We start from the raw sequence: 25,006 nt of genomic DNA, 5'->3' as shown, positions 1-25,006 counted from the left end.
GACCGTGATTTTGCGATTGCTGCATCGCTTCGCGATCTAACCGGGGGAAGCTCGCCTCCGGCTTCGCTTCCCCCGGTTAGTTGACGCAATCGCGCGCGTGGTTGAGCGGCGCGAGTTAGAAGCGTCCGGTTCGCAGGGCGGTGAGGAAGACCAGGACGAACGTGGCCGCCGCGACGACGCCGTGCAGGACCATCGCCCGGGCCGGGTAGGGCTGTTCGGCGTCGCGGGCATGGCGGCCGCCCCGGCCGACCTGCCAGCGGGTGAGCAGGACGAACCCCTGGAAGACCACCACGAGCAGCGCGCCGAAGGCCGCCCAGGCGGCCCAGCCCCGACCGGTGATCAGGTACAGCACGAAGATCGCCAGCCCCAGCACGGCGGCGAGCGGATGGCCGATCACCACCAGCATGGGGAACCGCGTGACCTTGGTGCCCCTTCCCCCGTTCGCCAGCCATTTCACCAGCAGATAGGCCCCGGCCGTGGCCGTGAGCATCCATGCGACGAACGCAGCGAACCCCACCCCCACTCCCTTCGGTGAAGCTTTTTCCTCCCCGAGCACAGTCTCTCCATTATTTTCCTCCGAGAGTGGCGAATCGTGCATTTCGCAACACAGACCGTCACACCGGGACCGGATCGGGTGCACTACCTTGGCGGGGATGCGACGCCTTTCACCGGCCGCGAGCGCGGTCGATCTCGCCGACGAGTACGCCTACCCGCCGGGACGCCGCTGGCTGCGCGCCAACATGGTGTCCAGCGCCGACGGCGCCGCCGTGTGGGAGGGACGCAGCGGCGGGCTCGCGGGCCCGGCCGACCAGCGGCTGTTCTCCCTGCTGCGCGGCCTGGCCGACGTGGTGATCGTCGGCGCCGGGACGGTCCGCGCCGAGGGCTACGGCCCCGCCCGGCCGGGTTCCGGCTGGCCCGAGGGCCTGCGGGAGGGACGGCCCGCCGCTCCGGCGATGGCGGTGGTCTCGCGCGATCTCGCGCTGGACTTCCAGGCGCCGATCTTCACCGAGGCGGGCACGCCCACGCTGCTGCTGACCTGCGAGGCGGCCGACCCGGAGCGGATGCGCGCGGCGCGCGAGCACGCGGAGGTGGTCGTCGCCGGGCAGGACGCGGTCGACTTCGCCGTCGCCCTGCTCGCGCTGGAGGAGCGCGGCCACACCCGGCTGCTGTGCGAGGGCGGGCCGATCGTCCTGGCCCAGATCGCCGCGGCCGGGCTGCTCGACGAGCTGTGCCTGACCCTGAGCCCGAGGCTGGCCGCGGGCGCCGCCCAGCGCGTGCTGAACGGCGTCCGCCTGCCCGAGCCCGCCGACCTGCGGCTCGGCGGCGTGCTGGAGGACGACGACTTCCTGTTCCTGCGCTACCTGCGCAAGGAGTAGCGGGCGAACAGGACGCCCTCGTCCTCGTACAGCGCCGTCAGCCGCGCGTCGCACGGCCCGTCCAGCACGCCCACCAGCGGTGTGCGGTGGGCGGCCCCCATCAGGGTGGGCGCGATGTTGAGGCAGAGCTCGTCGGCCGCCCCCGCGCGGACGAAGGCCGTCGCCAGGGCCGGGCCGCCCTCGCACAGCAGCCGGGTGAGGCCCATGTCCGCGAGCGCGCGGACGGCGGCGGGCAGGTCGACCTCGTCGTCGCCCACGGCGATCAGCGGGACGGGCGCCGACTCCAGCGGGGCCGAGCGCGAGGTGACCACCAGCGTGGGCGTCTCCGCTTCGGTGAACAGCGGCAGCGTCCAGTCCAGGTCGAGCGAGCGGCTCACCACCACGATCGGGGCGGGCGGCCCGCCGCGCCGCTCGCGCAACGAGGTCCGCAGCCGCGCGGGGCCCAGGCGTCCGGTCCGGACGGTGGCGGCGCCGACGACGATCGCGTCGGCGAGGGCGCGCAGCGTGCGGAAGACCCGGAAGTCGGCCTCGCCGCCCAGCCCGTCCGACCAGCCCTCGGCGTCGGTGACCGAGCCGTCCAGGCTCATCACCATGCCGATCCGCACCCCGGGGGCGTCGGCGTACTCGTGGTACGGGTCGACGTCCTCGGCGGGCTCGGGCAGCAGTCGGCGCATATTCGCAGGCTAGTAGGGGGCGATCAGCCGGATTCCGGCGGGTTCGATCTTGTCCAGCACGTACCCGGTGGCCCACAGGTCCACGGCGGGCGCGAACGGGTTCGGCAGGTCGCCCAGGGTCAACCCCACGACCCGCTCCGGCGGGCGGTGCTCACCGACGTACTGGTACGAGGCGGGGATGACGTGCCCTTCGCCGGCGGCGAGGCGCCAGAGCCAGTCGAGCTGGGCGTGCCAGAACGCCCGGCTGAGGAACATTCCCGGCCTCCGCAGGCTCTCGCTGAGCCCGGGCCCGTAGTCGCTACGGCCTCGGTACCCCCACGCGTGGAAGAGCAGCTTGCGGATGTGGCTTCCCGCCTCGTGCGGCATGGCCGCGCGCATGGGCTGGGACAGCGGGCCCCCGACCCGCCAGATCACCTTTTCAGGGACGGGACCCGCACCCCACGGCTCCATGGCCTCGGCGCAATCTCGCGCGGCGGCCTCGGCCCTCAGAACTCCTTCGGGATCGGACCCAAGAGCGGCCTCGGCCGACGGCAGCCGCTCGACGACCGGGGTCTCCTCGGCGACCTTGCCCTCGCAGGCGCAGTCGGGGCACGTCCAGCCCTCGCTCCATTCGTTGTCCATCCCCGAATAGCTCCCGGTCGAGCCGGTGCCCCTGCATCCTCCGCAGTCGACGAGCCGCGTCTCGCGGAACCGCCGTCGCGAATCGTCGGGGAGAACCCCTTCCGAACGCGTGGGACGCACGACGCGATCCCACAACCAGGACGAATCCACTGGCTCGATCATGAACCGATCGTAGGGGGCGGCGGTGCGGGATGTCGGAGGGGAGGCGCATCATTAGGGCATGGACCTGCCGATCAGTCTGCCGCTCTCGCCCATGCTGGCCAAGGCGGTCAAGACCATGCCCAAGGGCGACATGCTGTACGAGCCGAAGTGGGACGGCTTCCGCTGCGTCATCTTCCGCGACGGCGACGAGGTGGAGCTGTCCAGCCGGGGTGAGAAGCCGCTGACCCGGTACTTCCCCGAGCTGGTCGAGGCCGTGCGGCGCGAGCTGCCCGAGCGGTGCGTGCTCGACGGCGAGATCGTGATGCGCCACGGCACGCGGCTCGACTTCGACATGCTCCAGCAGCGCATCCATCCGGCCGCGTCCCGGGTGAACCTGCTCGCCGAGCAGACCCCGGCGTCGTTCGTGGCGTTCGATCTGCTGGCCCTGGGCGAGGAGTCGCTGATGGAGGTGCCGCTGGGCGAGCGGCGGCGGCGCCTGGTCGAGGCCCTGGCGACCGCGAAGGCGCCGATCCACGTCACGCCGGCGTCCGGCTCCTACGAGCTGGCGCTGCGCTGGTTCGACGAGTTCGAGGGCGCGGGGCTCGACGGCGTGATCGCCAAGCCGCTCGACATCCCCTACCAGCCCGACAAGCGGGTCCTGTTCAAAGTCAAGCACGAGCGGACGGCCGACTGCGTGGTCGCGGGGTTCCGCTGGCACAAGTCTGGCCCGATCGTCGGCTCGCTCCTGCTCGGGCTCTACAACGACGAGGGCCATCTCCAGCATGTGGGCGTTGCGGCCTCGTTCACGATGAAGCGCCGCGCCGAGCTCGTCGAGGAGCTCCAGCCCTACCGCATGGAGGACTACACGGGCCATCCCTGGGAGGGCTGGGCCCGGCAGACCGACGCCACCGCCGACCGCATGCCGGGCGCGGTCTCGCGCTGGAGCGGCAAGAAGGACCTCACCTGGCTCGCGCTGCGCCCCGAACTGGTCGTCGAGGTCGCCTACGAGGGCATGGAGGGCGACCGCATCCGCCACACGGCGCGGTTCCGCCGCTGGCGCACCGACCGCACGCCCGAGTCGTGCACCTACGAGCAGCTTGAGGTTCCGGTGGCCTACGACCTCGACGACATCTTCGGCAACCCCGTCCGGTGAGCGGCCCGGCCCCGGACGCCGCGGCGGGCGCCCGGGGCCGGCCGGTCACGGACGCCGGGTCTCGGCGTCGATGGTGTCCTGGATGACGTCGCGCCGCGAGCGGGTGCCCAGCGTCGAGTTCACCGGACGCAGGTAGGTCTGCTTGAGCCCGGGGACCCGGTCCTGGATGACGAAGGACGCCTTGGTGGAGACCGCCGCGCCCCTGGTGCGCACCGACGCGAGGGTCTTGAAGTCGACCTTCATCTCGTCCTTGCCGATCCGGGTCAGGACGTAGCCGCGCTGGTTGTTGTAGAAGCGCAGATGCCTGTTGATCTTCAGATAGGGGTGGTCGGCGGGGTTGGAGTCCGCGCCGTCGCCGCCGCTGGTGATGGAGCTGCAGACCAGCTCCGAGCCCACCGTCCTGGACGACGGGTCGTCGTAGTTCAGCTTGAGGTCGCTGGCCCAGTGGGCGTGGACGTCACCGGTCAGCACGACCGCGTTGCGCAGCTTGGCGTCCACCCAGCCCTTGGTGATGCGGTCCCGCGAGGCGACGTAGCCGTCCCAGGAGTCCATGCTGGTGCGCTTGATCGGCCCGGCGTCCACGTCGCGCTGGGCGAAGAAGACCTGCTGGCCGAGGACGTCCCAGCGGGCGGCCGAGCGCCGGAAGCCGTCCAGCAGCCACTTCTCCTGGGCGGCGCCGGTGATCGAGCGCGCCGGGTCGGAGGCGGCGGCGCACTCCTTGGTGCCGTCGCCGCAGGCCTGGTCGGAGCGGAACTGGCGGGTGTCGAGCATGTGGAAGTTGGCCAGCCGGCCCCAGCGGATCCGCCGGTAGATCTGGATGTCGGGCCCGGACGGCACCGACGAGCGGCGCAGCGGCATGTTCTCGTAGTAGGCCTTGAACGCGGCGGCGCGGCGCTTCATGAACGCGGCGTGCTCGGGGGTGTCGGAGTTGTTCTCCGGCACCTCGTCGGCCCAGTTGTTCTCGACCTCGTGGTCGTCGAAGACCACCAGCCACGGGGCGGCCTGGTGCGCGGCCTGGAGGTCGGTGTCGGACTTGTACTGGGCGTGGCGCTGCCGGTAGGTCGCCAGCGAGACGGTCTCGGGGCCCTCGTGGTCGCGGACGTTGCCGCCCGGGCTGTTGTAGACGCCCTTCTTGTACTCGTACTGGTAGTCGCCCAGGTGCAGGATGAGGTCCGGGTGCTCCTCGGCGAGGCGGCGGTAGGCGGTGAAGTAGCCGTGCTCGAACTGCGAGCAGGACGCGAAGCCCATCACCAGCGCCGGGCCGAAGGAGTCGGGACGGGGCGTGGTGCGGGTGCGGCCCACGGGCGAGACATGGTCGCCGACGCGGAAGCGGTACCAGAACTCGCGGCCGTCGCCGAGCCCGTTCAGCTCGACATGGACGCTGTGGGCCGACTCGGGGCGGGCGGTGACGGTGCCGCGCCGGACGATCCGGCGGAAGCGGGCGTCGGAGGCCAGCTCCCAGCGCACCGGGAACGTCGAGGCGGGCATGCCGCCCAGGCCGTCCTCGGCGAGGGGGCGCGGGGCCAGGCGGGTCCACAGGACGAAACCGTCGTGGTCGGGATCGCCGGAGGCGACGCCGAGCGTGAACGGGTCGGAGGGAAGCGTTCCAGGCCCGCGCCGCGAGGTCGCGGCCTGTGCGGTACCTGCGACGGGGAGCGTGACGGCGGCGGTCAGCCCGGTGGTGACTAGGAACGACCGGCGGTCGAGCCCGCGAGAGTCCTCGGCCATGGGGGGCCTTTCATGAGGGTCCGGTAGCGATCGCCGGAAAGCCTCACGAAGGCCGATGGACACGACCTTCCCCGCAGATGACGCCTCGTTCAACAGAATCGTTCGACTACGACATTGGCCTACAAAACGGAAAAAGCCATTCAAGTTCCGGAGAACCTGAACGGCACGAGGCACGGGAAAGCGTGCTAAGCTGATCTGCGCCCGAATTTGGGCCCACAGAACACCGATCCTATGTTGAGGAGCGTATCAAAGGCATGGGACACAGTCAAGCCGGGCACGTCAACCCCCTGAACGCCGAAGGTGACCGCGTCCTGCGGGCCGCGCTCCGAGCCGAGCAGGAGGTCGTCTCCCGGGTTTACGCCAGGCTTGACACCGAGCGCGCCGCCGCTGAGGCCGCGCTGCGCTCGGCTCCGGTGGCGGGCGGCGGGTCCCGGCTCCAGGCACAGGTCGAGCAGGCGGTGGTGACCGAGGAGGCGGCGCGGGCCCTGGCCCGGCTGAACGCCGTCGAGCGCGCGTTGTGCTTCGGCCGCGTCGACCACCGGCAGGAGGACGGCGTCCCCGGCGAGACGTTCTACATCGGCCGCATCGGGCTGCGCGACGAGCACCACGAGCCGATGCTGATCGACTGGCGGGCCACGGCGGCCCGGCCGTTCTACACCGCCACCGCGAGCGCGCCGGGAACGCTCGCGCGCCGCCGCCACCTGCACCTTCGCGAGCGCGCCGTGGCCCGCCTCGACGACGAGGTCTTCGACCTCGACGGGCTCGGCGAGGCCGACCGGAGCACGATCGTCGGCGAGGCGGCCCTGCTGGCGACGCTGCGCCAGGGCCGGACGGGCCGGATGACCGACGTGGTCGCGACCATCCAGGAGGAGCAGGACCAGGTGATCCGCTCCGGGCTCCCGGGGGTGCTGGTCGTCCAGGGCGGGCCGGGGACGGGGAAGACCGTCGCGGCCCTGCACCGCGCCGCGTACCTGCTCTACACGCACCGCGACGTGCTGGAGCGCAGGGGCGTGCTGGTGGTGGGCCCGAACGTGACGTTCCTGCGCTACATCGAGCAGGTGCTTCCCGGTCTGGGCGAGACGGACGTCGCGCTGGCGACCGTGGGCGAGCTGTACCCGGGGACGCGGGCCACGGCGTCCGACATCCCGGAGGTCGCCGTCGTCAAGGGCGATCTGCGAATGGCGGCGCTGGTCGAGGCGGCGGTGCTCGATCGCCAGCGCGCCCCCGAGGAGGGCCTGGAGATCGAGATCGAGAACCTGACGCTGCGGGTGAGCCCGGAGGCGTGCCTGCGCGCCCGCGACAAGGCCCGTGCCCTGCGCGCGCCGCACAACGTCCAGCGGCGCCTGTTCGTCCACGAGCTGCTGGAGGCGCTGGCCGTCGACCGGGCCGAGCAGTACGAGCGGATGATGGACGAGCCGCTGGAGCAGCTCGTCCGCGACGGCGGGATGCCCGACTGGCTCCAGGAGCTGATGGACGAGGCCGAGGACGGCCCGCTCATGGACGACACCGACCTGCGGCTCACCAAGGAGACCCTCTGGCAGGACCCGGCCGTCCGGCGGGTGATCGACGCGCTGTGGCCGGAGCTGAGCCCGCAGACGCTGCTCACCGAGCTGTTCGCCGACCCCGAGGCGCTCGGGCGGGCGGCGGACGCGGCCGGGATCTCCCCGGTCGAGCGCGGCCTGCTGCGCCGCTCCCCCGGCGAGCCGTGGACGGTCTCGGACGTCCCGCTGCTCGACGAGGCCGCCGAGTGGCTGGGCGTCGACGACCCCGCCAAGCGCGCGCGGAGCCGGGCCGAGCGGCTTGAGCGCCGGGCCGAGGAGCAGTACGCCCGCGAGGTGCTGGAGTCGGCCGGGATCGACGAGGCGCTGGTGGAGGCCCGCGAGCTCGCCGAGCGCAACCGCGACGCGGGCCCGGTCCTGACCACGGCGCAGCGGGCCGCGGCCGACCGCGAGTGGGCGTACGGGCATGTGATCGTCGACGAGGCGCAGGAGCTGTCGGAGATGGCCTGGCGCGTGGTGATGCGCCGCGTCCCCACCCGGTCCCTCACGGTGGTGGGCGACATCGCCCAGACCGGCAGCCCGGCGGGCGCCGCGTCCTGGGGGCAGATGCTCGACCGCTATGTCGCGGGGCGCTGGCGCGAGCAGCGTCTGATGGTCAACTACCGGACGCCCGCCGCGATCATGAAGGTGGCGTCCGAGGTGCTGGCCGCCGTGGCGCCCGACCAGACGCCGCCCGAGCCGGTCCGCGACGACGGGCCGCCCCCGCGCGCGCTCCGGCTGCCGGTGGCCGGCCTGCCCGCGCTGGTCGCCGAGGAGCGCGCGGAGATCGACCCCGACGGGGTCGGTGAGGGAAGGCTGGCGATCGTCTCGTCGGGCGCCCGGCACGCCGAGGTCCTGACGGTCCTGCCCGGCGTCGAGGCGGGCGCGACGCCCGAGGCCCTCGACTCCCTGGTCGTGGTGCTCACCACGGAGGAGGCCAAGGGCCTGGAGTTCGACGCGGTGATCGTGGTGGACCCCGCCGGGATCGTCGGGGAGTCGCCGCGCGGCGGGCAGGACCTCTACGTCGCGATCACCCGCGCCACCCGGAGGCTGACCGTCGTCCATGACGGCGATCTGCCCGCGATGCTCTCCTCGCTCGGCTGAACGGGGTTCCCCTCGCAACTTGAACAAGCGTACGCTTGTTTTCCGGTTCGGGCGAAGGGACGGCGATGGCGGAGTACTCCAACCTGATCGGCGGGGAGTCGCGGCCCGCCGCGTCCGGGCGCACGCTCGACTCGGTCGATCCGGCCACCGGTGAGGTCTGGGCGCGCGTTCCGCGAAGCGGGGCGGCCGACGCGGCGGCTGCCGTGGCCGCCGCCCGCGCGGCCTTCCCCGCCTGGTCGGGTCTCCCGGCGGCGGCGCGCGCCCACCACCTGCGCAAGGTCGCCAAGATCTTCGCCGGGCACGCCAGGGAGCTGGCCGAGCTGGAGACGCGCGACAACGGCCGGATCATCGGCGAGACCGCCGGACGCGACCTGCCCGGCATGACCCACCTGTGGAACAACGCGGCCGCCGAGGCCGCCGACGCGGTCAAGGGCCGGACGGTCGACTTCGGTCCCACGAGCCTCGGCCTCACCCGCCGCGAGCCATACGGGGTGACGCTCGGCATCATCCCGTGGAACTCCCCCATCTCCACCCTCTCGGCCAAGGCCGCCTTCGCCCTGGCCGCCGGGAACACGGTGATCATCAAACCCGCCGAGCAGGCGTCGGTCTCGTCCCTGCGGGTGGGCGAGCTGCTGCGCGAGGTGCTGCCGCCCGGCGCCCTGAACATCGTGGCCGGGCTCGGCGAGGAGGTCGGCGATCCGCTCGTCCGGCACCCGGGCATCGACAAGATCAGCCTCACCGGCTCGGTGGACACCGCCAAGATCATCACGCGGGCGTCCGCCGACTCGCTCAAGCCGCTGGCCCTGGAGCTGGGCGGGAAGTCGCCCAACATCGTCTTCGCCGACGCCGACCTCGACCGCGCCGCGCCCGGCGTCACCACGCAGGCGATCTTCACCGCCAACGCCGGGCAGATCTGCTACGGCGGCTCGCGCGTCCTGGTCCAGCGCCCGGTGTACGAGGAGATGATCGAGCGCATGACGGCGATCGCCGCCGGGATCAGGCTCGGCGACCCGTTCTCGGACGAGACCACCATGGGCCCGGTGGTCTCCCGCGAGCAGTTCGAGCGCGTCACGTCCTACCTGGAGCTCGGCGCCAAGGAGGGCGCCGAGCTGGTCTTCGGCGGACGCTCCGGCCCGGACGCGGCGCCCGAGGGCTTCTCGGGCGGCTACTGGGTCGAGCCCACGCTGTTCGCCACCGCCGACAACGCGCTGCGCATCTGCCAGGAGGAGATCTTCGGCCCGGTCGCGGTCGTCCTGCCCTTCGACACCGAGGACGAGGCCCTGGCCATCGCGAACGACTCCCCGTATGGCCTCGCCGCGGGCGTGTGGACCCGCGACCTCGGCACCGCCCACCGCATGTTCCGCAACCTGGAGGCCGGGACGGTCTGGGTCAACACCTTCCGCAAGGTCATGTTCCCGCTGGAGGGCACCAAGGACAGCGGCTACGGCCACGACTCCGTGCTCGCCTACACCCGGGAGAAGTCCGGCCTGATCGAGATCTGACTGTATCGATGAGGGGGGCGACCCCCCTCAGACCCCCGCCCGGTGGGTGGCGCCGTCCTCGCTTCGCTTCGGGGGGCGCCACCCACCGGGGCAGGGGCTCCGCCCCCGCGCCCCCGCCAAGGGGCTCCGCCCCCTGGACCCCCCTTCCGGCCCTGGCCCGCCGCTTCGGCCGACGGATCAGGCGTCGAGGTCGGTCCGGCGTTCCAAGGAGACGACGTCGCGCCAGCGGGACACGCCCGCGTGATGGTGGCGGGCCACGCGGCGGCGGACGCCGATCTCGCGGAAGCCCAGGCTGCGGTGCAGGTGGAGGCTGGCGACGTTCTCGGGGAAGATCCCGGCCTCCAGGGTCCAGAACCCGCCGCGCTCGCTGGAGTCGATCAGCGTGCCGAGCAGGGCCCGGCCGACGCCGCGTCCCTGCGCGCCGGGGTGGATGTAGAGGGAGACCTCGGCCACCCCGGCGTAGCAGGGACGCGGAGAGCTGGGCGAGAGCGCGGCCCAGCCGAGGACGCGCTCGGCGTCGGCGGCCACGAACCGGTGGTCGGCCAGCTTGCCGGAGGTGAAGGCCTCCCAGGTCGGCACCCGGGTCTCGAAGGTGGCGTTGCCGCCGTCGATCCCGGCCTGGTAGATCGCGAGCACTTCGGCGGCGTGCTCGGGTCGCATGGGGCTGATCTGCACATGACTACTGTACGGACCAGTACATTCACGGCCAAAGCGGACCCCGATGCGCAACGGCAACTTGTGACCAAACCCGGCCAGAGTTCCTCCGGCACCGATCTTTACCTGGAGCCTCCGGACGAGGAATGTGTGGCTCCGGAGAGATCAACTCAAAACGGACCCCGGAGGTGCGGGTTGCCCAGGCGATCCCTGAGACGGACCCGGCAAGGCGCGGCCATCGCCGTCGCCGCCGCCACGGCGCTGGTCGGCGTGGGCGGCGTGGCCGACGCGGGCGCCGCCAAGCCCAAGATCGTGGTCAAGGACGGCGTCACCCAGCCGGTCTTCTCCTACAAGGACGCGATCCGCGAGCATGTGTACGTCGAGACGTCCCTCGACTCCGACCGCGACGGCAAGCGCGACCGGGTCAACGTGGACATCATCCGGCCCAAGGAGTCGGGCAACGGCCTGAAGGTCCCGGTCGTGATGGACGCCAGCCCCTATTACGACAACGTGGGCCGCGGCAACGAAGCCGAGAAGAAGACCTACGACGCCGCGGGCAACCCGGTGAAGTTCCCGCTCTACTACGACAACTACTTCGTCCCGCGCGGGTACGCGTTCCTGGCCGTGGACGCCGTCGGCAGCAACAAGTCCGACGGCTGCCCGGGCGTCGGCGAGTCCGACGTGCTCGGCACCAAGTCGGTCATCGATTGGCTGAACGGCCGCGCCAAGGCGTTCAAGGCCGACGGCTCGCCGGTCGAGGCGTCCTGGTCGACCGGCCGCACCGGCATGATCGGCAAGTCGTGGGACGGCACCCTGGCCAACGGCGTGGCCTCCACGGGCGTCAAGGGCCTGGAGACCATCGTCCCCATCTCGGCGATCAGCAGCTGGTACGACTACAGCCGCTCCAACGGCGTCAAGTACTGGGACGACGAGCAGCCCTACCTGGCCAGGCTCGTCGACACCGACCCGCCCGCCAAGTGCGCGGCCGTCCGCGCCGAGCACGACAAGGGCGAGGACGACGCCACCGGCAACTACACGCCCTACTGGCACCAGCGCAACTACCGCGACGGCGGCTTCGGCGAGGTCGGCGACGTGCGGGCCAGCGTGTTCGCCTTCCACGGCGTCAACGACCTCAACGTCAAGACCGACCACTTCTCCAAGTGGTGGGAGGGCCTGGCCAAGCGCGGCGTGACCCGCAAGGTCTGGCTGTCGCAGCGCGGCCATGTCGACCCGTTCGACACCCGCCGCGAGCTCTGGGTGGCGACCCTGCACAAGTGGTTCGACCACGAGCTGCACAAGATCAAGAATGATGCGCTCAAGGAGCCGAGGGCGGACGTCGAGACCGGCCCCGACCAGTGGGTCTCCCAGGCGAACTGGCCCGCGCCCGGCACCAGGAAGCTGACCCTGCGTCCCGGCCAGGACGGCTCGCTCGGCGGGAAGCCCGGCAGCGGAACCGCGTCCTACACCGACGCCCCCGGCCCCAATGGCGACGGCTACTCCGAGTCGGAGCTGGTCACCGACCCGACCACCGCCAAGCCCCACCGCCTGGCCTACGTCTCGGCCCCGACGCCCCGCGACGCGCGCCTGTCCGGCACCCCGGCCGCCACGCTCAAGGCCAAGCTGGACAAGCCCACGTCCAACCTGACCGTCCTGCTGGTCGACTACGGCGAGGACACCCGGATCAACTACCTCGGCGCGGGCTCGGGCATCGAGACCCTCGCCACCGAGAGCTGCCACGGCGAGAGCACGCCCACCGACGACGCCTGCTACAAGCAGACCCGCACCCGGACGATCAAGTCCGCGGTGAACGTCGTCGGCCGGGGCTGGCTGGACGTCCAGAACCGCGGCTCGCTCAGCACCCCCGCGCCGGTCACCCCGGGCAAGTACTACAACGTCCGCTGGCAGGCCCTCAGCCAGGACTACGTCCTCAAGAAGGGTCACCGGGTGGGCCTGATCCTGGCCGGCACCGACGCCGACTACAACACCGAGAAGCCCACCGGCGCCCAGATCACGGTCGACCTGGCGGGCAGCTCGGTGTCCGTCCCCGTGGTTCTCGGGGACCGCGAGGCGTCCACCCTGATCACCCCGCAGTCCCGCTCCGTCTGGCAGGGCCCGGCCACCGCCGACCTCCCCGTCCAGCCCAAGCAGTTCCACTGATCCCAGGCACGACCTGAGCGTGGTGTGGCGCGAGGCCCCGGCCTCCCGCCACACCACGTTCGCTTTACCGCCCAACCCCACGGACAGGCCCCAGCCACCAGCGCGGGGTTCCGCCCCGCACCACACCCACGCTGCATCCCGCCCCAACCCCACGGACGGGCCCCAGCCACCAGCGCGGGGTTCCGCCTCCCGCCACAACACGCCGCTTTACCGCCCAACCCCACGGACAGGCCCCAGCCACCAGCGCGGGGTTCCGCCTCGCACCACACCGCGCCGCTTTACCGCCCATCCCACGGACGGGCCACGGCCACCAGGGCGGTGTTCCGAGGCGGAGCCTCGGGACACCGCCCTTTGCTTTGGGGCGGAGGCATTTGCGCGCCCGAAAGTCCCAGGTGGACGTTCAGTCTTTGAGGTCGGTGTCCTTGCTCGGCTGGACGCGCTTGGGCTCGCCCGGCATCTTGGGGTAGTTGGGCGGATAGGGCATGTCGCCCAGGCCGTGGTCGTGCTCGTCGCGATCGGCCATCTCCAGCAGGCGGTCGAGCGAGAAGGACTTCTCGTCGATGGCCGAGTGCAGGTCGCCGATCTTGGCGAAGCGGTCGGGCATCGTGACGATCGTGAAGTCCTCGGGGGTGACGTCGGGCAGCTCGTCCCAGGTCACGGGGGCCGAGACCGGCGCGTGCGGCAGCGGCCTGATGCTGTAGGCCGAGGCGATGGTGCGGTCGCGGGCGTTCTGGTTGTAGTCGATGAACACCTGCTCGCCGCGCTCCTCCTTCCACCATTTGGTGGTGACCAGTTCGGGCGCGCGGCGCTCGACCTCGCGGCCGAAGGCCAGCGCGGCCCGGCGGACCTCGGTGAACGTCCAGCGCGGCTCGATGCGGACGTAGATGTGCACCCCGCCCTTGCCGGAGGTCTTGACGAAGCCGGTGTGGCCGAGCTCGTCGAGCAGCTCGCGGGCCGGGCCGAGCGCGACACCGACGGCGTCGGCGAAGTCGGTGCCGGGCTGCGGGTCGAAGTCGATGCGCAGCTCGTCGGGGTGGTCGACGTCGCCGGAGCGCACGGGCCACGGGTGGAAGGTGAGGGTGCCGAGGTTGGCGGCCCAGGCGATCACGGCCTCCTCCGACGGCGTGACCTCGTCGGCCGAGCGCCCGCTGGGGAAGTCGATGCGGGCGGACGGCACCCAGTCGGGCGCGCCCTTGGGAATGCGCTTCTGGTAGAAGGCGTCGGCTCCCCTGGGGTTGTCGCGGGTGGCCAGGCGGGCCCCTTCGAAGACCCCGGACGGCCAGCGTTCGAGCGTGGTGGGACGATCGCGCGTCGCACGCAGGATGCCCTCCCCCACGGCGATGTAGTACTCCACCACCTGACGCTTGGTGTAGCCGTGCTCAGGGAAGTACACCTTGTCGGGATTGGTCACCTTGACGAGGCGATCCCCTACCGGGATCTCGATGAACGGCGAGGCCATGCTGGCACGGTAACCCACAGGTCGGACACCGCCGGGCGACGCCCCCGGTCCGCGAGGTACCGTCGAAGCCATGGAGAAGATCGTCAAGAGTGACGAGGAGTGGCGGGCCGAGCTGTCGCCCGAGGAGTACCGGGTGCTCCGCGAGGCCGGCACCGAGCGGCCCTTCACCGGCGAGTACACCGACACCAAGACCACGGGCGTCTACCGCTGCCGCGCCTGCGGAACCGAGTTGTTCCGCTCGGACGCCAAGTTCGAGTCGCACTGCGGCTGGCCCTCGTTCTTCGAGCCGTCGGGCTCCAGCGCGGTCACCCTGATCGAGGACCGGACGATGGGGATGGTCCGCACCGAGGTGCGCTGCGCGGCCTGCGACTCGCACCTCGGCCACGTGTTCGAGGGCGAGGGCTACCCCACCCCGACCGACCAGCGCTACTGCATCAACAGCGTCAGCCTGACGCTGGAGCCCGCCGAATAGGGCTCAGCGGGTCTCGCCTACCTCGCAGTCGTCGTCGTCACTCTGCTTGTTGGCCAGGACGACCTCGCCGTTGCCCTCGCTCTTGCCGTGGATGAAGACGCGGGGGGCCGAGTCGCCCGCGTCCTTGAGGAACTGGGTCGTCCACTCGCACAGGGAGACGGCGGGCTCGGAGTTCTCGTCGCCCTCCTCCAGGTCGGTGTAGACGCGCAGGAAGTCTCCGCTGCGGCGGACGTCCTTGACGTGCCCGGCGACCTTGCGGCCGGTGTCCTTGCGCTGGAGGTAGGGGACGGCGTCGGGCACGGCGTCCGGGTCGTCGGCGTCCACCTTCGCCTGCGTCTCCAGCGCGGCGGCCGAGTGCTTGGCCGACGGCTTGGACGCCTGGACGGCGACGGCGGAGCGCGGCCGCTCCGAGGGCCCGCCGATCGCGGAGACCCCCGCGACGGCGGCGGAGGCGATCAGCGCGACCGAGGCGGTTCCGGTGCCGACCACGATCAGCCTGCGCCGGCCCGGCCCGCCGAGCATCCTGTTCCAGCGGACCGAGAACTCCGACGGGGGCTTGGCATGGCGGCCGCGGCCATGCGGGGCGGGGGGCTTGGTCACGTCCAGCACTTTACTGGCACATTGCCCGAAGAATGGCCCCGAACGGACAACCCGGGACGGGTGTCGCGCGTCAGGGGAGGTCGGCGACGAGCTCCGCGACGGCCTTGCGGCGCCCGGTGTAGAAGGGCACCTCCTCGCGCACGTAGAGGCGGGCCCTGGAGCCGCGCAGGTGACGCATGAGGTCGACGATGCGGTGCAGCTCGTCGGCCTCGAAGGCCAGCATCCACTCGTAGTCGCCGAGCGCGAACGAGGAGACGGTGTTGGCCCGGACGTCGGGGTACCCGCGCGCCATCTTGCCGTGCTCGGCGAGCATGGCGCGGCGCTCGTCGTCCTCCAGCAGGTACCAGTCGTAGGACCGGACGAACGGGTAGACGCACACGTAGGCGCGGGCCTCCTCGTCGGCGAGGAAGGCCGGGATGTGGCTCTTGTTGAACTCGGCGGGGCGGTGCAGGGCCATCTGCGACCACACCGGCTCGCTGGCGCGGCCGACGGCCGTGCGGCGGAACCGGGAGTAGACCTCCTGGAGCGCCTCGGCGGACGGGGCGTGCCACCAGAACATGTAGTCGGCGTCGGCGCGCAGGCCCGCCACGTCGTACACGCCGCGCGTGGTCACGTCCTTCTCGGCCGCCTGGTCGAGCAGGTCCTGCACCTCGGCGGCGTCCCGCTCGCCGGTCTCACCGGGGCTCTTCACCCGGAAGACCGACCACATCGTGTAGCGGATCACCTGGTTGAGATCCCTGGCCTTGGGCTTGTCCGTCGCTGCCATGGTCCGATTCTCCCCGATGCGCAAGGTGGTCCAGCACCCGGGTCGCGGCGGCGCGCGCCGTCGCGATGCAGGCCGGGATGCCGAGTCCGTCATAGGCCGCCCCCGCCACGGCCAGGCCGGGCTGCCCCGCCACGGCCGCGTGAATGCGGGCCACCCGATCGGCGTGCCCCACGTTGTACTGCGGCAGGCCGCCGCCCCACCGGGTGACGCGGCTCTCCAGAGGCAGCTCCGAGACGCCGCAGGTGGTGGCCAGCTCGGTCAGGGCGGCCGCCTTGAGGTCCTCGTCGGGCCTCTGGAGGGTGTGCTCCTCGCCGAACCGCCCGATGGAGCAGCGCACCGCGATGATCCCGGGGTCGACGTCGCGCAGGTGGGGCCACTTCACCGAGCTGAAGGTGACGGCCTTGATCTCGCGTCCCTCCACGGCGGGGACCAGGTAGCCGCTGCCGCGCGGCAGGCGCCGGAACGCCGTCGCGGCGTAGGCGAGCGTGACGATGGCCATGCTCGCGTACTCGATGCGGGCCAGCTCGCGGGACGCGGCCGGGACGTCGTCGGCCAGCAGCCGCGCGGCCGGGGCGGCCGGGACCGCGATCACCACGGCGTCGGCGTCGAGGGTCTCGGGGGCGTGGGCCGACCCGAGGGTGAGACGCCAGCCGCCCGGACGGCGGCGCAGCTCGCGGACCATGGCCCCGGTGCGAACGGTGCCGCCGGCGGCCGCGATGTCGTCCGCGACGAGCTGCGGCAGCGTGCCCAGGCCCCCCGGGAGCGAGGCGAAGATCGGCCCAGGGGACGCGGGGGCCGCTTCCCTGATCCCCCGTACGGCCGAGACGAGCGAGCGGTGGGTGCGGGCGGCGGCGGCCACGGCGGGCAGCGTGGCGTCGAACGAGAGCTCCTCGGCCCGTCCCGCGTACACACCCCCCAGCAGCGGCTCGACGAGACGGTCGACGACCTCGCGTCCCATGCGCGCGCCGATGAAGTCGGCGACCGAGACGTCGCTTCCCCGGGGAGTTTCGGGCAGGACGAGGTCGAGCGGCACCCGGGCCAGCCCGGCCGGGGACAGGACCTGCGAGGACGCCAGCGCCCTCAGATCGGACGGGACGCCCATGACCTGCCCCGAGGGCAGCTTCCGGAGCGCGCCATGGCTGTAGATCGCCGACGAGGTCGTCCCCGGGTTGACGAGGTCGCCGGAGCGGCCGAGGTCGCGGACCAGTTCCAGGCCCTCGGGACGGCGGGCCAGCATGGCCTCGGCCCCCTCGTCGACCGGCAGCCCGGCGATCTCGCTGACCCGGAGCTTCCCGCCGATCGCGGGCGAGCCCTCAAGGACGGTCACCCGCGCGCCGCCGCGGGCGAGCGCGCGCGCGGCCGTCAGGCCGGCGATGCCGCCCCCGACGACGACGACATGCGAGGTGGTCATGACACCCACGATTCCAGATGCCGGACGCTCCGCGTCATCGGGTGGGCTTCCCGTCCCAGGGGCCGTGACCGCGACGCCGCCGCATCGTGCCCTAACCGCGACCGGCCCGGCGGAACGGGTGACGCGCGCCACACCGTCCCATGTCCATGCTGATCGTCAGAGCAGGCAGAAACGTCGTCTACGCGGCGATCGCCGTCTTCCTCGCCGCCGTGCTCGCCGGGTGCGCCGGGGGCACCGACGAGTCGTCCGGCTCCTCGGCCCGCTCGGCCGAAGGAACCCGGAAGCCGGCACCCTCCGCGTCCTCCCCGTCCGACCGGGGCGGCGGGAACGCCAGGAACGCCAAGGTCAAACAGCAGACCGCCGCGACCCAGCGCGCCGTGATCTACAAGTCGAGCCTGCGCGTGCGCGCGGACGACGTCGACGCCGCCTCCGCCAAGGGCAAGCAGCTGGTGGCGGCCGCGGGCGGCTTCGTCGACAACGAGCAGGCCACCAGCCACCCGGCGGCCGCGACCATCGCGTTCAAGATCCCCTCCGACCGGTACGCGGCGGTGCTGGAGCAGCTGACCGGGCAGCTGGGCACCAAGCTCGCGCTCACCCAGGACGCCGAGGACGTCACCGAGCAGATCGCCGACGTCGACAGCCGGGTGCGGTCGGCCCACAAGAGCCTGGAGTCGTTCCGCAAGCTCCTGGAGCGCGCGGAGCGGATCAACGAGATCGTCGACCTGGAGGAGGAGATCGAGACCCGCCAGTCCGATCTGGAGGCGCTCCAGGCCCGGCAGCGCTCGCTCAAGAACAGCACCGCCTTCGCCACCGTCACCGTGACGATCGAGGCGCCGCCGAAGCCCGCGACCGCGCCCGTGGCCGCGAAGAAGAAGGACGAGCCCGGCGGGCTCACCGGCGGCCTGCGCACCGGCTGGGACGCCTTCACCGCGTTCGTGTCGGGCGCCGGGATGTTCCTCGGCGTGATCCTCCCGTTCGCCATCACGGCCGGAGTGATCGTCCTGCCCGCGCTGGCGATCAAACACCGCGTCCGCAACGGCGACGCGTCCCGTGCCGAGCCCGAGCCGGAACGCGTCCCCGAACCGGCGGGCAAGGCCGAGGGCCCGCCGCCGCCCGTCTAGGAGGCGGCGGACACCTCGTGGACGAGGTCGGTGAGGCGGGCCAGGACGTCGGGGTCGGTGGACGGCAGCACGCCGTGGCCGAGGTTGAAGATGTGCCCCTCGGCCGTCCGGCCCCGGGTGAGGACGTCGCGGGCCCGCCGCTCGACGACCTCCCACGGGGCGAACAGCAGGGCCGGGTCGAGGTTGCCCTGCAGCGCCTTGCCGGCCTCGACCCGCCCGACGGCCTCGTCCAGCGGGACGCGCCAGTCGACGCCGACCACGTCCGCGCCCGCCTCGCCCATCAGCCCGAGCAGCTCGCCCGTCCCGACGCCGAAGTGGATGCGCGGGACGCCCAGGGCCTCGATCTCGGCGAAGATCCGGCTCGTGTGGGGCAGCACCGAGGCGCGGTAGTCCTCCGGGGCCACCGCGCCGACCCAGGAGTCGAAGACCTGGACGGCGCTCGCCCCGGCCGCGACCTGGATCTTCAGGAAGGCGATGGTGAGGTCGGCCAGCCGCTCCATCAGGTTCGCCCACAGGTCGGGGGCACCGTACATCATCGCCTTGGTGTGGTCGTGGTTCTTGGAGGGCCCGCCCTCGATCAGGTACGACGCCAGCGTGAACGGCCCGCCCGCGAACCCGATCAGCGGGGTGCTCCCCAGCTCCGACACCAGGCCGCCGACGGCCTCGGTGACATACGGGACGTCGTCCGGGGTGAGCTCGCGCAGCCGGGTCGCGCCCTGGGCGTCGCGGATCGGGTCGGCGATCACCGGGCCCACGCCGGGCTTGATGTCGAGGTCGACCCCGATGGCCTTGAGCGGGACCATGATGTCGCTGAAGAAGATCGCCGCGTCGACGGCGTAGCGCCGCACCGGCTGCATCGTGATCTCGACGATCATGTCCGGCCGGCGGCACGACTCCAGCATCGGCACGCCCTCGCGCAGCTTCAGGTATTCGGGCAGCGAGCGGCCCGCCTGGCGCATGAACCACACCGGCGTGTGCGGTACCGGAAGCCTCCGGCACGCCCTCAGGAAGGGGCTCTCGGCCGGCCCGGCGGCATCTTGGGAATCAGCGACGTCAGCAACCACGCCCCCGATCGTCCCATGGACTCACCGCGGGCACCGCACCGGTGTGAAACCGGCGCTGAGTCGCCAGACCCTGCGGCTCCGTGACAGACGAAGTTCGGACACGCCGAGCGAAGTCCCGCATTCTGTCCCCGGCTCGTGCGAACGTGATCGGTGTCTCAGCCGAGGGAGGTCCCCCTTGTACTGCTCCACCTGCGGCGACGATCGCCACTTCGAGCAGCCGCCCTGTCTGGACGGACACGGCCCCGACTGCCCCGAGCGCGTCTGCGCCGAGTGCGGGTCCGCCGTCCTGATCGGACTCCCGGCGGGCGTTCCCGCCTTCGCCGTGCCGCGCCCCGCGGCCGCCGACTCCTTCGCCTCGGGCCGGTCCCGCTCCACGCGGGCCGTCGCCTGACCGGCCCGGCTCTCGAAACGAAACCTGTGCTGTGTCTGCATCCCCGCCTCCGCCCCCCGTGGCGCTGCCCCGGCTCCAGCCGGCGCACGCCCTCGGCGCGCCGGTCCATGTCCGCACCCCGGCCGGGCCGCCCATGACGCCCGAGCCGTTCCAGAAGGCCGTCGACACGCTGCGCGCGATCCTGGACGGCCCGCAGCCGCGCCCCGAACTCGACCTGGAGGACATGCCCGCCCCCCAGCGGCTCGCCCCCCACGCGGTGGCGATGTCGGGAAGCGTCTACCGTCCCGGCGCCGGCGACGACGACACCGAGGTGGCGATGGGCCGCCTGATCGTCCTGTACGACCCCGAGGGGCGCGAGGGCTGGACGGGCGGCTTCCGGATCGTGGCCTACATCCGCGCCGACCTCGAACCCGAGATCGCCGCCGACGAGCTGATCGGCTCGGTCGCGTGGAGCTGGCTGCTGGAGGCGCTGGAGCCCGCCGGGTACGCGGGCGTGTCGGGCACGATCACCCGGGCGGTCTCGGAGAGCTTCGGCGACAAGGCCGGCGATCCGTCCACCACCGAGCTCGAACTGCGCGCCTCGTGGTCGCCGACCGGCGACGATCTGGCCCCCCACGTGGCGGCGTGGTGCGAGGTCATGTGCACCACGGCGGGGCTGCCGCCCACCGGAGTCAGCGCCCTGCCGGACCGCCCCGGCAGCGCGTCGGCCTGAGAGTCGTACGGTAGGGGGCGTGGTTAGCACAGCGTCCGAATCCGAGCCCGTTCAGTCCGACGGCACCGAAGGGGCGGCCGAGACGGCCGCCGTGCCCTTGCTGGAGCCGCGCGAGGGCGTGCCCTCCGTGGTCATGGACGCCGAGGGTTTGGAACGCGTCATCGCCGCTTTCGCGGCCGGTGAGGGTCCGGTCGCCGTCGACGCCGAGCGCGCGTCCGGCTACCGGTACGGCCAGCGCGCCTACCTGATCCAGCTGCGCCGCGAGGGCGCGGGCAGCGCGCTGATCGACCCGATCGCCTGCCCCGACCTGTCCGGGCTCGACGAGATCCTGGCCGACACCGAGATGGTGCTGCACGCGGCCAACCAGGACCTCCCCTGCCTGGCCGAGGTCGGCCTGGTCCCGCGCCGGCTGTTCGACACCGAGCTGGCCGGGCGGCTGCTGGGGTACCCGAGGGTCGGGCTCGGCTCGATGGTCGAGAACGTCCTGGGGTTCCTGCTGGAGAAGGGGCACTCGGCCGCCGACTGGTCGACCCGTCCGCTGCCCGACGACTGGCTGCGCTACGCCGCGCTGGACGTCGAGCTGCTGGTCGAGCTGCGCGACGCGCTGCACGCCGAGCTGACCGAGGCGGGCAAGCTCGACTGGGCGATGGAGGAGTTCGCCGCGATCCTGACCACGCCGCCCAAGGCGCCGCGTCCCGACCCGTGGCGCCGGACGTCCGGCATCCACCGCGTCCGCAACCGGCGCGCGCTGGCGATCGTCCGGGAGGTGTGGGAGGCGCGCGACGCCATCGCGCAGGAGCGCGACCTGTCGCCGGGACGCGTCCTGCAGGACACCGCCATCGTCGAGCTGGCGCTGAATCCGCCCAAGACCCCGGCCGAGCTCCAGGCCCTCCCCGCCATGCGCAATCGGGGCGCGCGACGGCACCAGTCGGCCTGGCTGCGCGCGGTCTCGCGTGCCCGCGCCCTTCCCGACCGCGGCCTTCCCGAGGCCAACCTTCCCGGCGACGGCCCGCCGCCCGCGCACCGCTGGGCGGAGCGCGACCCCGAGGCGGCCAAGCGCCTGACCGCCGCCAAGGCGGCCGTGGCGGCCCTGGCCGACGAGCACTCCATGCCCACCGAGAACCTGCTGCAGCCCGATTCCGTCCGGCGGCTGGCCTGGGCGCCCCCGGCCGAGCCGACGCCCGAGACCATCGGCGCGGCCCTGTCGGCCCTGGGCGCCCGCGCCTGGCAGGTGGGCCTGGTCGCCACGCCTCTGGCCAAGGCGTTCGGACGGCTGGAGACCAAGGGCGACCTCTGAGCGCCCCTCTCGTCCCTGTGACGGCGCCGTGCCCGCGCCCCGCCGGGACGGCGTCCTAGAGGTCGGGCAACGGGTCGCGCGGCAGGCTGTCCCGATAGAAGATCTCGGCGTCGGCCGCGTTCACCACGGGGACGTACTCGTCGTCCACCTCGAACAGCGTCCCGCTGAACTCGAACGACGCCCCCGTGCCCGTCTCGACGGGCCCGATCCGCGTGCCCCGCGGCCGGCTCCCCCAGACGCTCTTGGGCTTGGTCCTGCTCAGCGAGCCGGTGGAGAGCACGGAGATCTCGTCGTCGGTGATGACGAACAGGAACCCGGCCCCTCCCCCGTACGCCATCGCCGGAAATATGTACCGGATCTCCCCCTCGATCCCCAGGAACTCCCGGCAGCGGTCGCGCACTGGCCGTGGCACCGGCATGGTGACGGGCGCACCTCCCCCTGATCAGGTCATCTTCGGCCCGAGCCAATCATGCACCCCCGCGCCGAACCCTGGCCAGAGCGACCCGGCGGCGGCGATGTGGTCTGCTTCGTTATCTGTTTCCAATTTCACGCAGTTACCCATGTTAACAACGGGGGAGTTTTCGCTTTCCAGACGGAAAACTACACGGGTCTGACTTTTGGTCATGATCGCTAAGAGTCAGCCATTCGTAGCAATGAGAATTGAACGCGTTCAAGTGCTTGACCGCAGGTCGTCGCATTGCATATTTTTCTGCCGAGTCGCGCGTGACTTTCCGGAAGATCAGCTCTTATGGCTTTGAACGACGTTGTATGGCAATTCGTCCATACCGTTCGTCGCACGTATCGGAGGGAAACCATGAAGCTCAAGTCCCGCATCCTCGGCACGGTCGGCATCGCCGCCGCCGTCGCCACGGCCACCGTCGCGCTCCCCGCGACCGCCAACGCCGCCGTCGGCTACGACCGCTGCCCCTCGGGCCACGCCTGCCTCTTCTCCGGGGCCAACGGCTCCGGCTCGATGGCCTACTTCCGCTACGGGTCCCCTGACCTGCGCGGCCAGTCCATGGACAACACCGCCGAGTCCATCTGGAACCGTGCGGGCGCCGGCGCCCTCATCTACACCGGCTACAACTACTCCGGTGAGAACGACCACTGGGGCTCGGGCGCTCGCGGCAACCTGTCGGTCAACGGGTTCGCCAACGTCGCCAGCTCCATCCGCGTCGGCTAGGGCCTGACGAACCGTGCGCCGGGCATCCACCGCCCGGCGCACTTTCGTTTTCCTAGCCGAGGGATCGCTGTGGAAGGGGCCAGGGCGGGGGCTGCGGCCAGGAGACCTGGCCCTCGGGACGCGCGGGGGCGGGAACGGTGGTCAGCCAGCGGTGGACGATCTTGCCCGTGGCGTTCCGGGGCAGCTCGGCCATGACGTGGATGTCACGGGGGACGGCGTAGCGGGCCACCTGGTGGTGGATGTGGGCGCGGATCTGGGCGGGATCCACGCGGGCGCCCGGCGCGGGGACGATGTAGGCGGCCAGGCGCTGGCCCCACTCGTCGTCGGGGACGCCGACGACGGCGACCTCGTGGATCTCGGGAAGGCGGAGCAGGGCGTCCTCGACATCGCGGGGAACGACGTTCTCGCCCCCGGAAACGACCATGCCGTCGCGGCGGCCGTCGACGAAGAGCAGGCCGCGGCGGTCGATGTGGCCGAGGTCGCCGGTGGCCAGCAGGCCGCCGCGGACCTCCATGGGGTCGCCGCCGGTGTAGCCCTCGAACAGCAGCTCGTTGGCGGCGAAGATCTGGCCGATGGTGGATCGGCCCACGGGGCGGCCGTCGTCGTCCAGGATGGCCAGCGCGGTGTTGCGGGGCGGACGTCCGGCGGTGCGGGGGTCCAGGCGCAGGTCGCGGGGTGTGGCGATGGAGACCCATGACGCCTCGGTGGAGCCGTACACGTTGTAGAGGTGGTCGCCGAAGGCGTCCATGAAACGGGTGGCGAGCGTCCCGGGAAGAGCGGCGCCGCTGAGGACGGTGAGGCGCAGGCCGGAGGCGTCGTGGCGGGCGCGCAGCTCCTCGGGCAGGTCCATGATGCGCTGGGCCATGATCGGGACGGCGAACAGGGCCGTCTCGCGGTGGGCGGCGATGGCGCGCAGGGTCGTCTCGGGGTCGAAGCGGCGGTGCAGGACGATCGGCGCGCGCAGGGCCCAGGCCATCTGGAGCGCGGCATAGCCCCACGTGTGGAAGAGCGGCGCCTCGATGATCATCGTGTGGCGGGAGCGCAGCGGGATGCGGGACGTCATCGAGGCCAGCGGCCACAGTCCGGGACGCGGCGGGCGGCGGGCGCCCTTGGGGCGGCCGGTGGTGCCGGAGCTGAGCACGACGATGCGCCCCTGGACCTGTGGCGGGTCGAGGCGCGGCGCGGGGGTGCTGGTGACGATGCGGTCGAGCGTGGGGTCGGACGGCGAGGGCGGGTCGTCGGCCCAGACGACCGTGCGGCGCAGGGAGAGGGGGATCTCCGCCAGGACGGCGGCGAACTCGCCGTCGGCGATCAGGACGTCGGGCCGCAGTTCGCCGAGCACGGCGCGGAGCTGTCCGGCGCCGAACCCGGTGTTGAGCAGGACGGCCTCCACGCCGCGCTTGCTGCACGCGACCAGGGTCTCGACGATCCCGCGGTGGTTGCGGCACAGGATGCCCACCCGGGGGCGCGGGCCGTGGAGCGGAAGTCCGGCGGCCAGGCGGGACGAGCGGTCGTCGAGCTCGGCGAAGGTGAGCGGGCCGCGGTCGTCGATCAGAGCCGTGCGGTGCGGGCTGCGCGCGGCCCCGGAGACGGCGAGACCCGCCAGGGTGGTGCCCCAGCGGCGGATGGCACCGAATTGGCGCAGGGTGCGGGCGGGGCCGCCGGCGAACAGCAGGCCGGTGTTCAGGCACAGCACGGTGAGATCGCGCACATGGCCGATCCGGCGTCGCAGTCCCGGACGGTACGTGGGTCTCGCGTGCACCACCGCTGCCTCCTCGGTGATTTGCCGCCACGCTACCTACCGTTCAGTAACAGAACAAGAGCACAGGCGCGTCAACTGCGTGTCAGTGGTTACTGACTAGTAGAATTACCGGTTACCAGC

The 25,006-nt window shown here is 72.1% G+C and carries 24 protein-coding genes; 11 read left to right on the top strand and 13 right to left on the bottom strand.

What is annotated here, in order from left to right:
* Positions 1-115: 115 nt before the first annotated feature.
* Positions 116-517, bottom strand: a complete 402-nt coding sequence (locus tag ACQPY4_RS14375) for a hypothetical protein (RefSeq protein WP_433336397.1) — start codon at positions 515-517, stop codon at positions 116-118.
* 136 nt (positions 518-653) lie between these two features.
* On the opposite strand from ACQPY4_RS14375, the gene ACQPY4_RS14370 reads away from it, so the two are divergent.
* The gene (locus tag ACQPY4_RS14370) at positions 654-1,376 is read left to right on the top strand and encodes a pyrimidine reductase family protein (protein ID WP_433336395.1); all 723 of its coding nucleotides are present in this window, start codon (positions 654-656) and stop codon (positions 1,374-1,376) included.
* Here the strand turns inward: ACQPY4_RS14370 and ACQPY4_RS14365 are convergent.
* The gene (locus tag ACQPY4_RS14365; protein WP_433336394.1) at positions 1,358-2,050 is read right to left on the bottom strand and encodes a dihydrofolate reductase family protein; all 693 of its coding nucleotides are present in this window, start codon (positions 2,048-2,050) and stop codon (positions 1,358-1,360) included. The two genes, ACQPY4_RS14370 and ACQPY4_RS14365, sit on opposite strands and share 19 nt — an antisense overlap.
* Before the next feature lie 9 nt (positions 2,051-2,059).
* Positions 2,060-2,671 (bottom strand): hypothetical protein, encoded by a 612-nt coding sequence (locus tag ACQPY4_RS14360; protein WP_433336392.1) that lies wholly within the window; start codon positions 2,669-2,671, stop codon positions 2,060-2,062.
* A gap of 220 nt (positions 2,672-2,891) precedes the next feature.
* On the opposite strand from ACQPY4_RS14360, the gene ACQPY4_RS14355 reads away from it, so the two are divergent.
* The gene (locus tag ACQPY4_RS14355) at positions 2,892-3,965 is read left to right on the top strand and encodes an ATP-dependent DNA ligase (RefSeq protein WP_433336390.1); all 1,074 of its coding nucleotides are present in this window, start codon (positions 2,892-2,894) and stop codon (positions 3,963-3,965) included.
* A 45-nt stretch (positions 3,966-4,010) separates the two neighbouring features.
* On the opposite strand, the gene ACQPY4_RS14350 is transcribed toward ACQPY4_RS14355, so the two are convergent.
* On the bottom strand, positions 4,011-5,693 hold the full coding sequence (locus ACQPY4_RS14350; protein ID WP_433336388.1) for an alkaline phosphatase D family protein: 1,683 nt from the start codon (positions 5,691-5,693) through the stop codon (positions 4,011-4,013).
* 254 nt (positions 5,694-5,947) lie between these two features.
* Here ACQPY4_RS14350 and ACQPY4_RS14345 point away from each other — a divergent pair, with 254 nt between their 5' ends.
* Together ACQPY4_RS14345 and ACQPY4_RS14340 are read left to right on the top strand one after the other, a co-directional pair.
* Entirely contained in the window at positions 5,948-8,335 is a 2,388-nt protein-coding gene (locus ACQPY4_RS14345) for a HelD family protein (RefSeq protein WP_433336386.1), read from the top strand.
* A 65-nt stretch (positions 8,336-8,400) separates the two neighbouring features.
* Positions 8,401-9,837, top strand: a complete 1,437-nt coding sequence (locus tag ACQPY4_RS14340) for an aldehyde dehydrogenase family protein (RefSeq protein ID WP_433336384.1) — start codon at positions 8,401-8,403, stop codon at positions 9,835-9,837.
* Positions 9,838-10,014: 177 nt separating this feature from the next.
* Here the strand turns inward: ACQPY4_RS14340 and ACQPY4_RS14335 are convergent, their stop codons facing one another.
* Positions 10,015-10,512, bottom strand: a complete 498-nt coding sequence (locus ACQPY4_RS14335; protein WP_433336382.1) for an N-acetyltransferase family protein — start codon at positions 10,510-10,512, stop codon at positions 10,015-10,017.
* Positions 10,513-10,686: 174 nt separating this feature from the next.
* Here ACQPY4_RS14335 and ACQPY4_RS14330 point away from each other — a divergent pair, with 174 nt between their 5' ends.
* Positions 10,687-12,648 carry a Xaa-Pro dipeptidyl-peptidase gene (locus ACQPY4_RS14330; RefSeq protein ID WP_433336381.1) on the top strand — a complete coding sequence of 654 codons (1,962 nt, stop codon included), beginning with the start codon at positions 10,687-10,689 and terminating at the stop codon, positions 12,646-12,648.
* Between the two features lie 400 nt (positions 12,649-13,048).
* On the opposite strand, the gene ACQPY4_RS14325 is transcribed toward ACQPY4_RS14330, so the two are convergent.
* Entirely contained in the window at positions 13,049-14,107 is a 1,059-nt protein-coding gene (locus ACQPY4_RS14325; protein WP_433336380.1) for a DNA polymerase domain-containing protein, read from the bottom strand.
* Positions 14,108-14,177: 70 nt separating this feature from the next.
* On the opposite strand from ACQPY4_RS14325, the gene msrB reads away from it, so the two are divergent.
* Entirely contained in the window at positions 14,178-14,579 is a 402-nt protein-coding gene (msrB, locus tag ACQPY4_RS14320) for a peptide-methionine (R)-S-oxide reductase MsrB (protein ID WP_433336378.1), read from the top strand.
* A gap of 3 nt (positions 14,580-14,582) precedes the next feature.
* Here msrB and ACQPY4_RS14315 read toward each other — a convergent pair whose 3' ends face one another.
* From ACQPY4_RS14315 to hemG, 3 genes are all read right to left on the bottom strand, one after another.
* Positions 14,583-15,179: a hypothetical protein gene (locus ACQPY4_RS14315; RefSeq protein WP_433336376.1), complete on the bottom strand. Its 597-nt coding sequence runs from the start codon at positions 15,177-15,179 to the stop codon at positions 14,583-14,585.
* A gap of 70 nt (positions 15,180-15,249) precedes the next feature.
* Positions 15,250-15,945: a hydrogen peroxide-dependent heme synthase gene (gene hemQ, locus ACQPY4_RS14310; protein ID WP_433336374.1), complete on the bottom strand. Its 696-nt coding sequence runs from the start codon at positions 15,943-15,945 to the stop codon at positions 15,250-15,252.
* Entirely contained in the window at positions 15,854-17,356 is a 1,503-nt protein-coding gene (gene hemG / locus ACQPY4_RS14305; protein ID WP_433336372.1) for a protoporphyrinogen oxidase, read from the bottom strand. The genes hemQ and hemG overlap by 92 nt, the downstream gene beginning before the upstream one ends.
* Before the next feature lie 146 nt (positions 17,357-17,502).
* On the opposite strand from hemG, the gene ACQPY4_RS14300 reads away from it, so the two are divergent.
* Positions 17,503-18,477 carry a DUF4349 domain-containing protein gene (locus ACQPY4_RS14300; protein WP_433336370.1) on the top strand — a complete coding sequence of 325 codons (975 nt, stop codon included), beginning with the start codon at positions 17,503-17,505 and terminating at the stop codon, positions 18,475-18,477.
* Here ACQPY4_RS14300 and hemE read toward each other — a convergent pair.
* The gene (hemE, locus tag ACQPY4_RS14295) at positions 18,474-19,484 is read right to left on the bottom strand and encodes a uroporphyrinogen decarboxylase (protein ID WP_433338916.1); all 1,011 of its coding nucleotides are present in this window, start codon (positions 19,482-19,484) and stop codon (positions 18,474-18,476) included. The two genes, ACQPY4_RS14300 and hemE, sit on opposite strands and share 4 nt — an antisense overlap.
* A 232-nt stretch (positions 19,485-19,716) precedes the next feature.
* Here hemE and ACQPY4_RS14290 point away from each other — a divergent pair, with 232 nt between their 5' ends.
* The 3 genes from ACQPY4_RS14290 (at position 19,717) to ACQPY4_RS14280 (ending at position 21,941) form a co-directional block, all read left to right on the top strand.
* Positions 19,717-19,932 (top strand): hypothetical protein, encoded by a 216-nt coding sequence (locus ACQPY4_RS14290; protein ID WP_433336368.1) that lies wholly within the window; start codon positions 19,717-19,719, stop codon positions 19,930-19,932.
* 133 nt (positions 19,933-20,065) lie between these two features.
* Positions 20,066-20,644 carry a DUF3000 domain-containing protein gene (locus ACQPY4_RS14285; protein WP_433338914.1) on the top strand — a complete coding sequence of 193 codons (579 nt, stop codon included), beginning with the start codon at positions 20,066-20,068 and terminating at the stop codon, positions 20,642-20,644.
* Between the two features lie 19 nt (positions 20,645-20,663).
* On the top strand, positions 20,664-21,941 hold the full coding sequence (locus ACQPY4_RS14280) for an HRDC domain-containing protein (RefSeq protein ID WP_433336367.1): 1,278 nt from the start codon (positions 20,664-20,666) through the stop codon (positions 21,939-21,941).
* Positions 21,942-21,996: 55 nt separating this feature from the next.
* Here ACQPY4_RS14280 and ACQPY4_RS14275 read toward each other — a convergent pair whose 3' ends face one another.
* Entirely contained in the window at positions 21,997-22,278 is a 282-nt protein-coding gene (locus ACQPY4_RS14275) for a hypothetical protein (protein WP_433336365.1), read from the bottom strand.
* Positions 22,279-22,383: 105 nt separating this feature from the next.
* Positions 22,384-22,566: a hypothetical protein gene (locus ACQPY4_RS14270; RefSeq protein WP_433336363.1), complete on the bottom strand. Its 183-nt coding sequence runs from the start codon at positions 22,564-22,566 to the stop codon at positions 22,384-22,386.
* A 189-nt stretch (positions 22,567-22,755) separates the two neighbouring features.
* Here ACQPY4_RS14270 and ACQPY4_RS14265 point away from each other — a divergent pair, with 189 nt between their 5' ends.
* Positions 22,756-23,124, top strand: coding sequence for a peptidase inhibitor family I36 protein (locus tag ACQPY4_RS14265; RefSeq protein ID WP_433336361.1), 369 nt, complete (start codon positions 22,756-22,758; stop codon positions 23,122-23,124).
* A 52-nt stretch (positions 23,125-23,176) separates the two neighbouring features.
* Here the strand turns inward: ACQPY4_RS14265 and ACQPY4_RS14260 are convergent, their stop codons facing one another.
* Entirely contained in the window at positions 23,177-24,889 is a 1,713-nt protein-coding gene (locus ACQPY4_RS14260; protein WP_433336359.1) for an AMP-binding protein, read from the bottom strand.
* Positions 24,890-25,006 lie beyond the last annotated feature (117 nt).

The sequence above is a fragment of the Spirillospora sp. CA-294931 genome (genome assembly GCF_050946795.1).
Classification (GTDB): Bacteria; Actinomycetota; Actinomycetes; order Streptosporangiales; family Streptosporangiaceae; genus Spirillospora.
Note: the sequence above shows the minus strand (reverse complement) of the source record. Positions and strands in the feature narration are given on the sequence as shown.

Coding starts and splice junctions, on each gene's coding strand:
- ACQPY4_RS14345 (WP_433336386.1), top strand. CDS start 5,948: ATGGGACACAGTCAAGCCGGGCACGTCAACCCCCTGAACGCCGAAGGT.
- hemG (WP_433336372.1), bottom strand. CDS start 17,356: ATGACCACCTCGCATGTCGTCGTCGTCGGGGGCGGCATCGCCGGCCTG.
- ACQPY4_RS14370 (WP_433336395.1), top strand. CDS start 654: ATGCGACGCCTTTCACCGGCCGCGAGCGCGGTCGATCTCGCCGACGAG.
- ACQPY4_RS14355 (WP_433336390.1), top strand. CDS start 2,892: ATGGACCTGCCGATCAGTCTGCCGCTCTCGCCCATGCTGGCCAAGGCG.
- ACQPY4_RS14360 (WP_433336392.1), bottom strand. CDS start 2,671: ATGGACAACGAATGGAGCGAGGGCTGGACGTGCCCCGACTGCGCCTGC.
- ACQPY4_RS14340 (WP_433336384.1), top strand. CDS start 8,401: ATGGCGGAGTACTCCAACCTGATCGGCGGGGAGTCGCGGCCCGCCGCG.
- ACQPY4_RS14270 (WP_433336363.1), bottom strand. CDS start 22,566: ATGACCAAAAGTCAGACCCGTGTAGTTTTCCGTCTGGAAAGCGAAAAC.
- ACQPY4_RS14275 (WP_433336365.1), bottom strand. CDS start 22,278: ATGGCGTACGGGGGAGGGGCCGGGTTCCTGTTCGTCATCACCGACGAC.
- msrB (WP_433336378.1), top strand. CDS start 14,178: ATGGAGAAGATCGTCAAGAGTGACGAGGAGTGGCGGGCCGAGCTGTCG.
- ACQPY4_RS14350 (WP_433336388.1), bottom strand. CDS start 5,693: ATGGCCGAGGACTCTCGCGGGCTCGACCGCCGGTCGTTCCTAGTCACC.
- ACQPY4_RS14325 (WP_433336380.1), bottom strand. CDS start 14,107: ATGGCCTCGCCGTTCATCGAGATCCCGGTAGGGGATCGCCTCGTCAAG.
- ACQPY4_RS14300 (WP_433336370.1), top strand. CDS start 17,503: ATGCTGATCGTCAGAGCAGGCAGAAACGTCGTCTACGCGGCGATCGCC.
- hemQ (WP_433336374.1), bottom strand. CDS start 15,945: ATGGCAGCGACGGACAAGCCCAAGGCCAGGGATCTCAACCAGGTGATC.
- ACQPY4_RS14365 (WP_433336394.1), bottom strand. CDS start 2,050: ATGCGCCGACTGCTGCCCGAGCCCGCCGAGGACGTCGACCCGTACCAC.
- ACQPY4_RS14285 (WP_433338914.1), top strand. CDS start 20,066: ATGACGCCCGAGCCGTTCCAGAAGGCCGTCGACACGCTGCGCGCGATC.
- ACQPY4_RS14265 (WP_433336361.1), top strand. CDS start 22,756: ATGAAGCTCAAGTCCCGCATCCTCGGCACGGTCGGCATCGCCGCCGCC.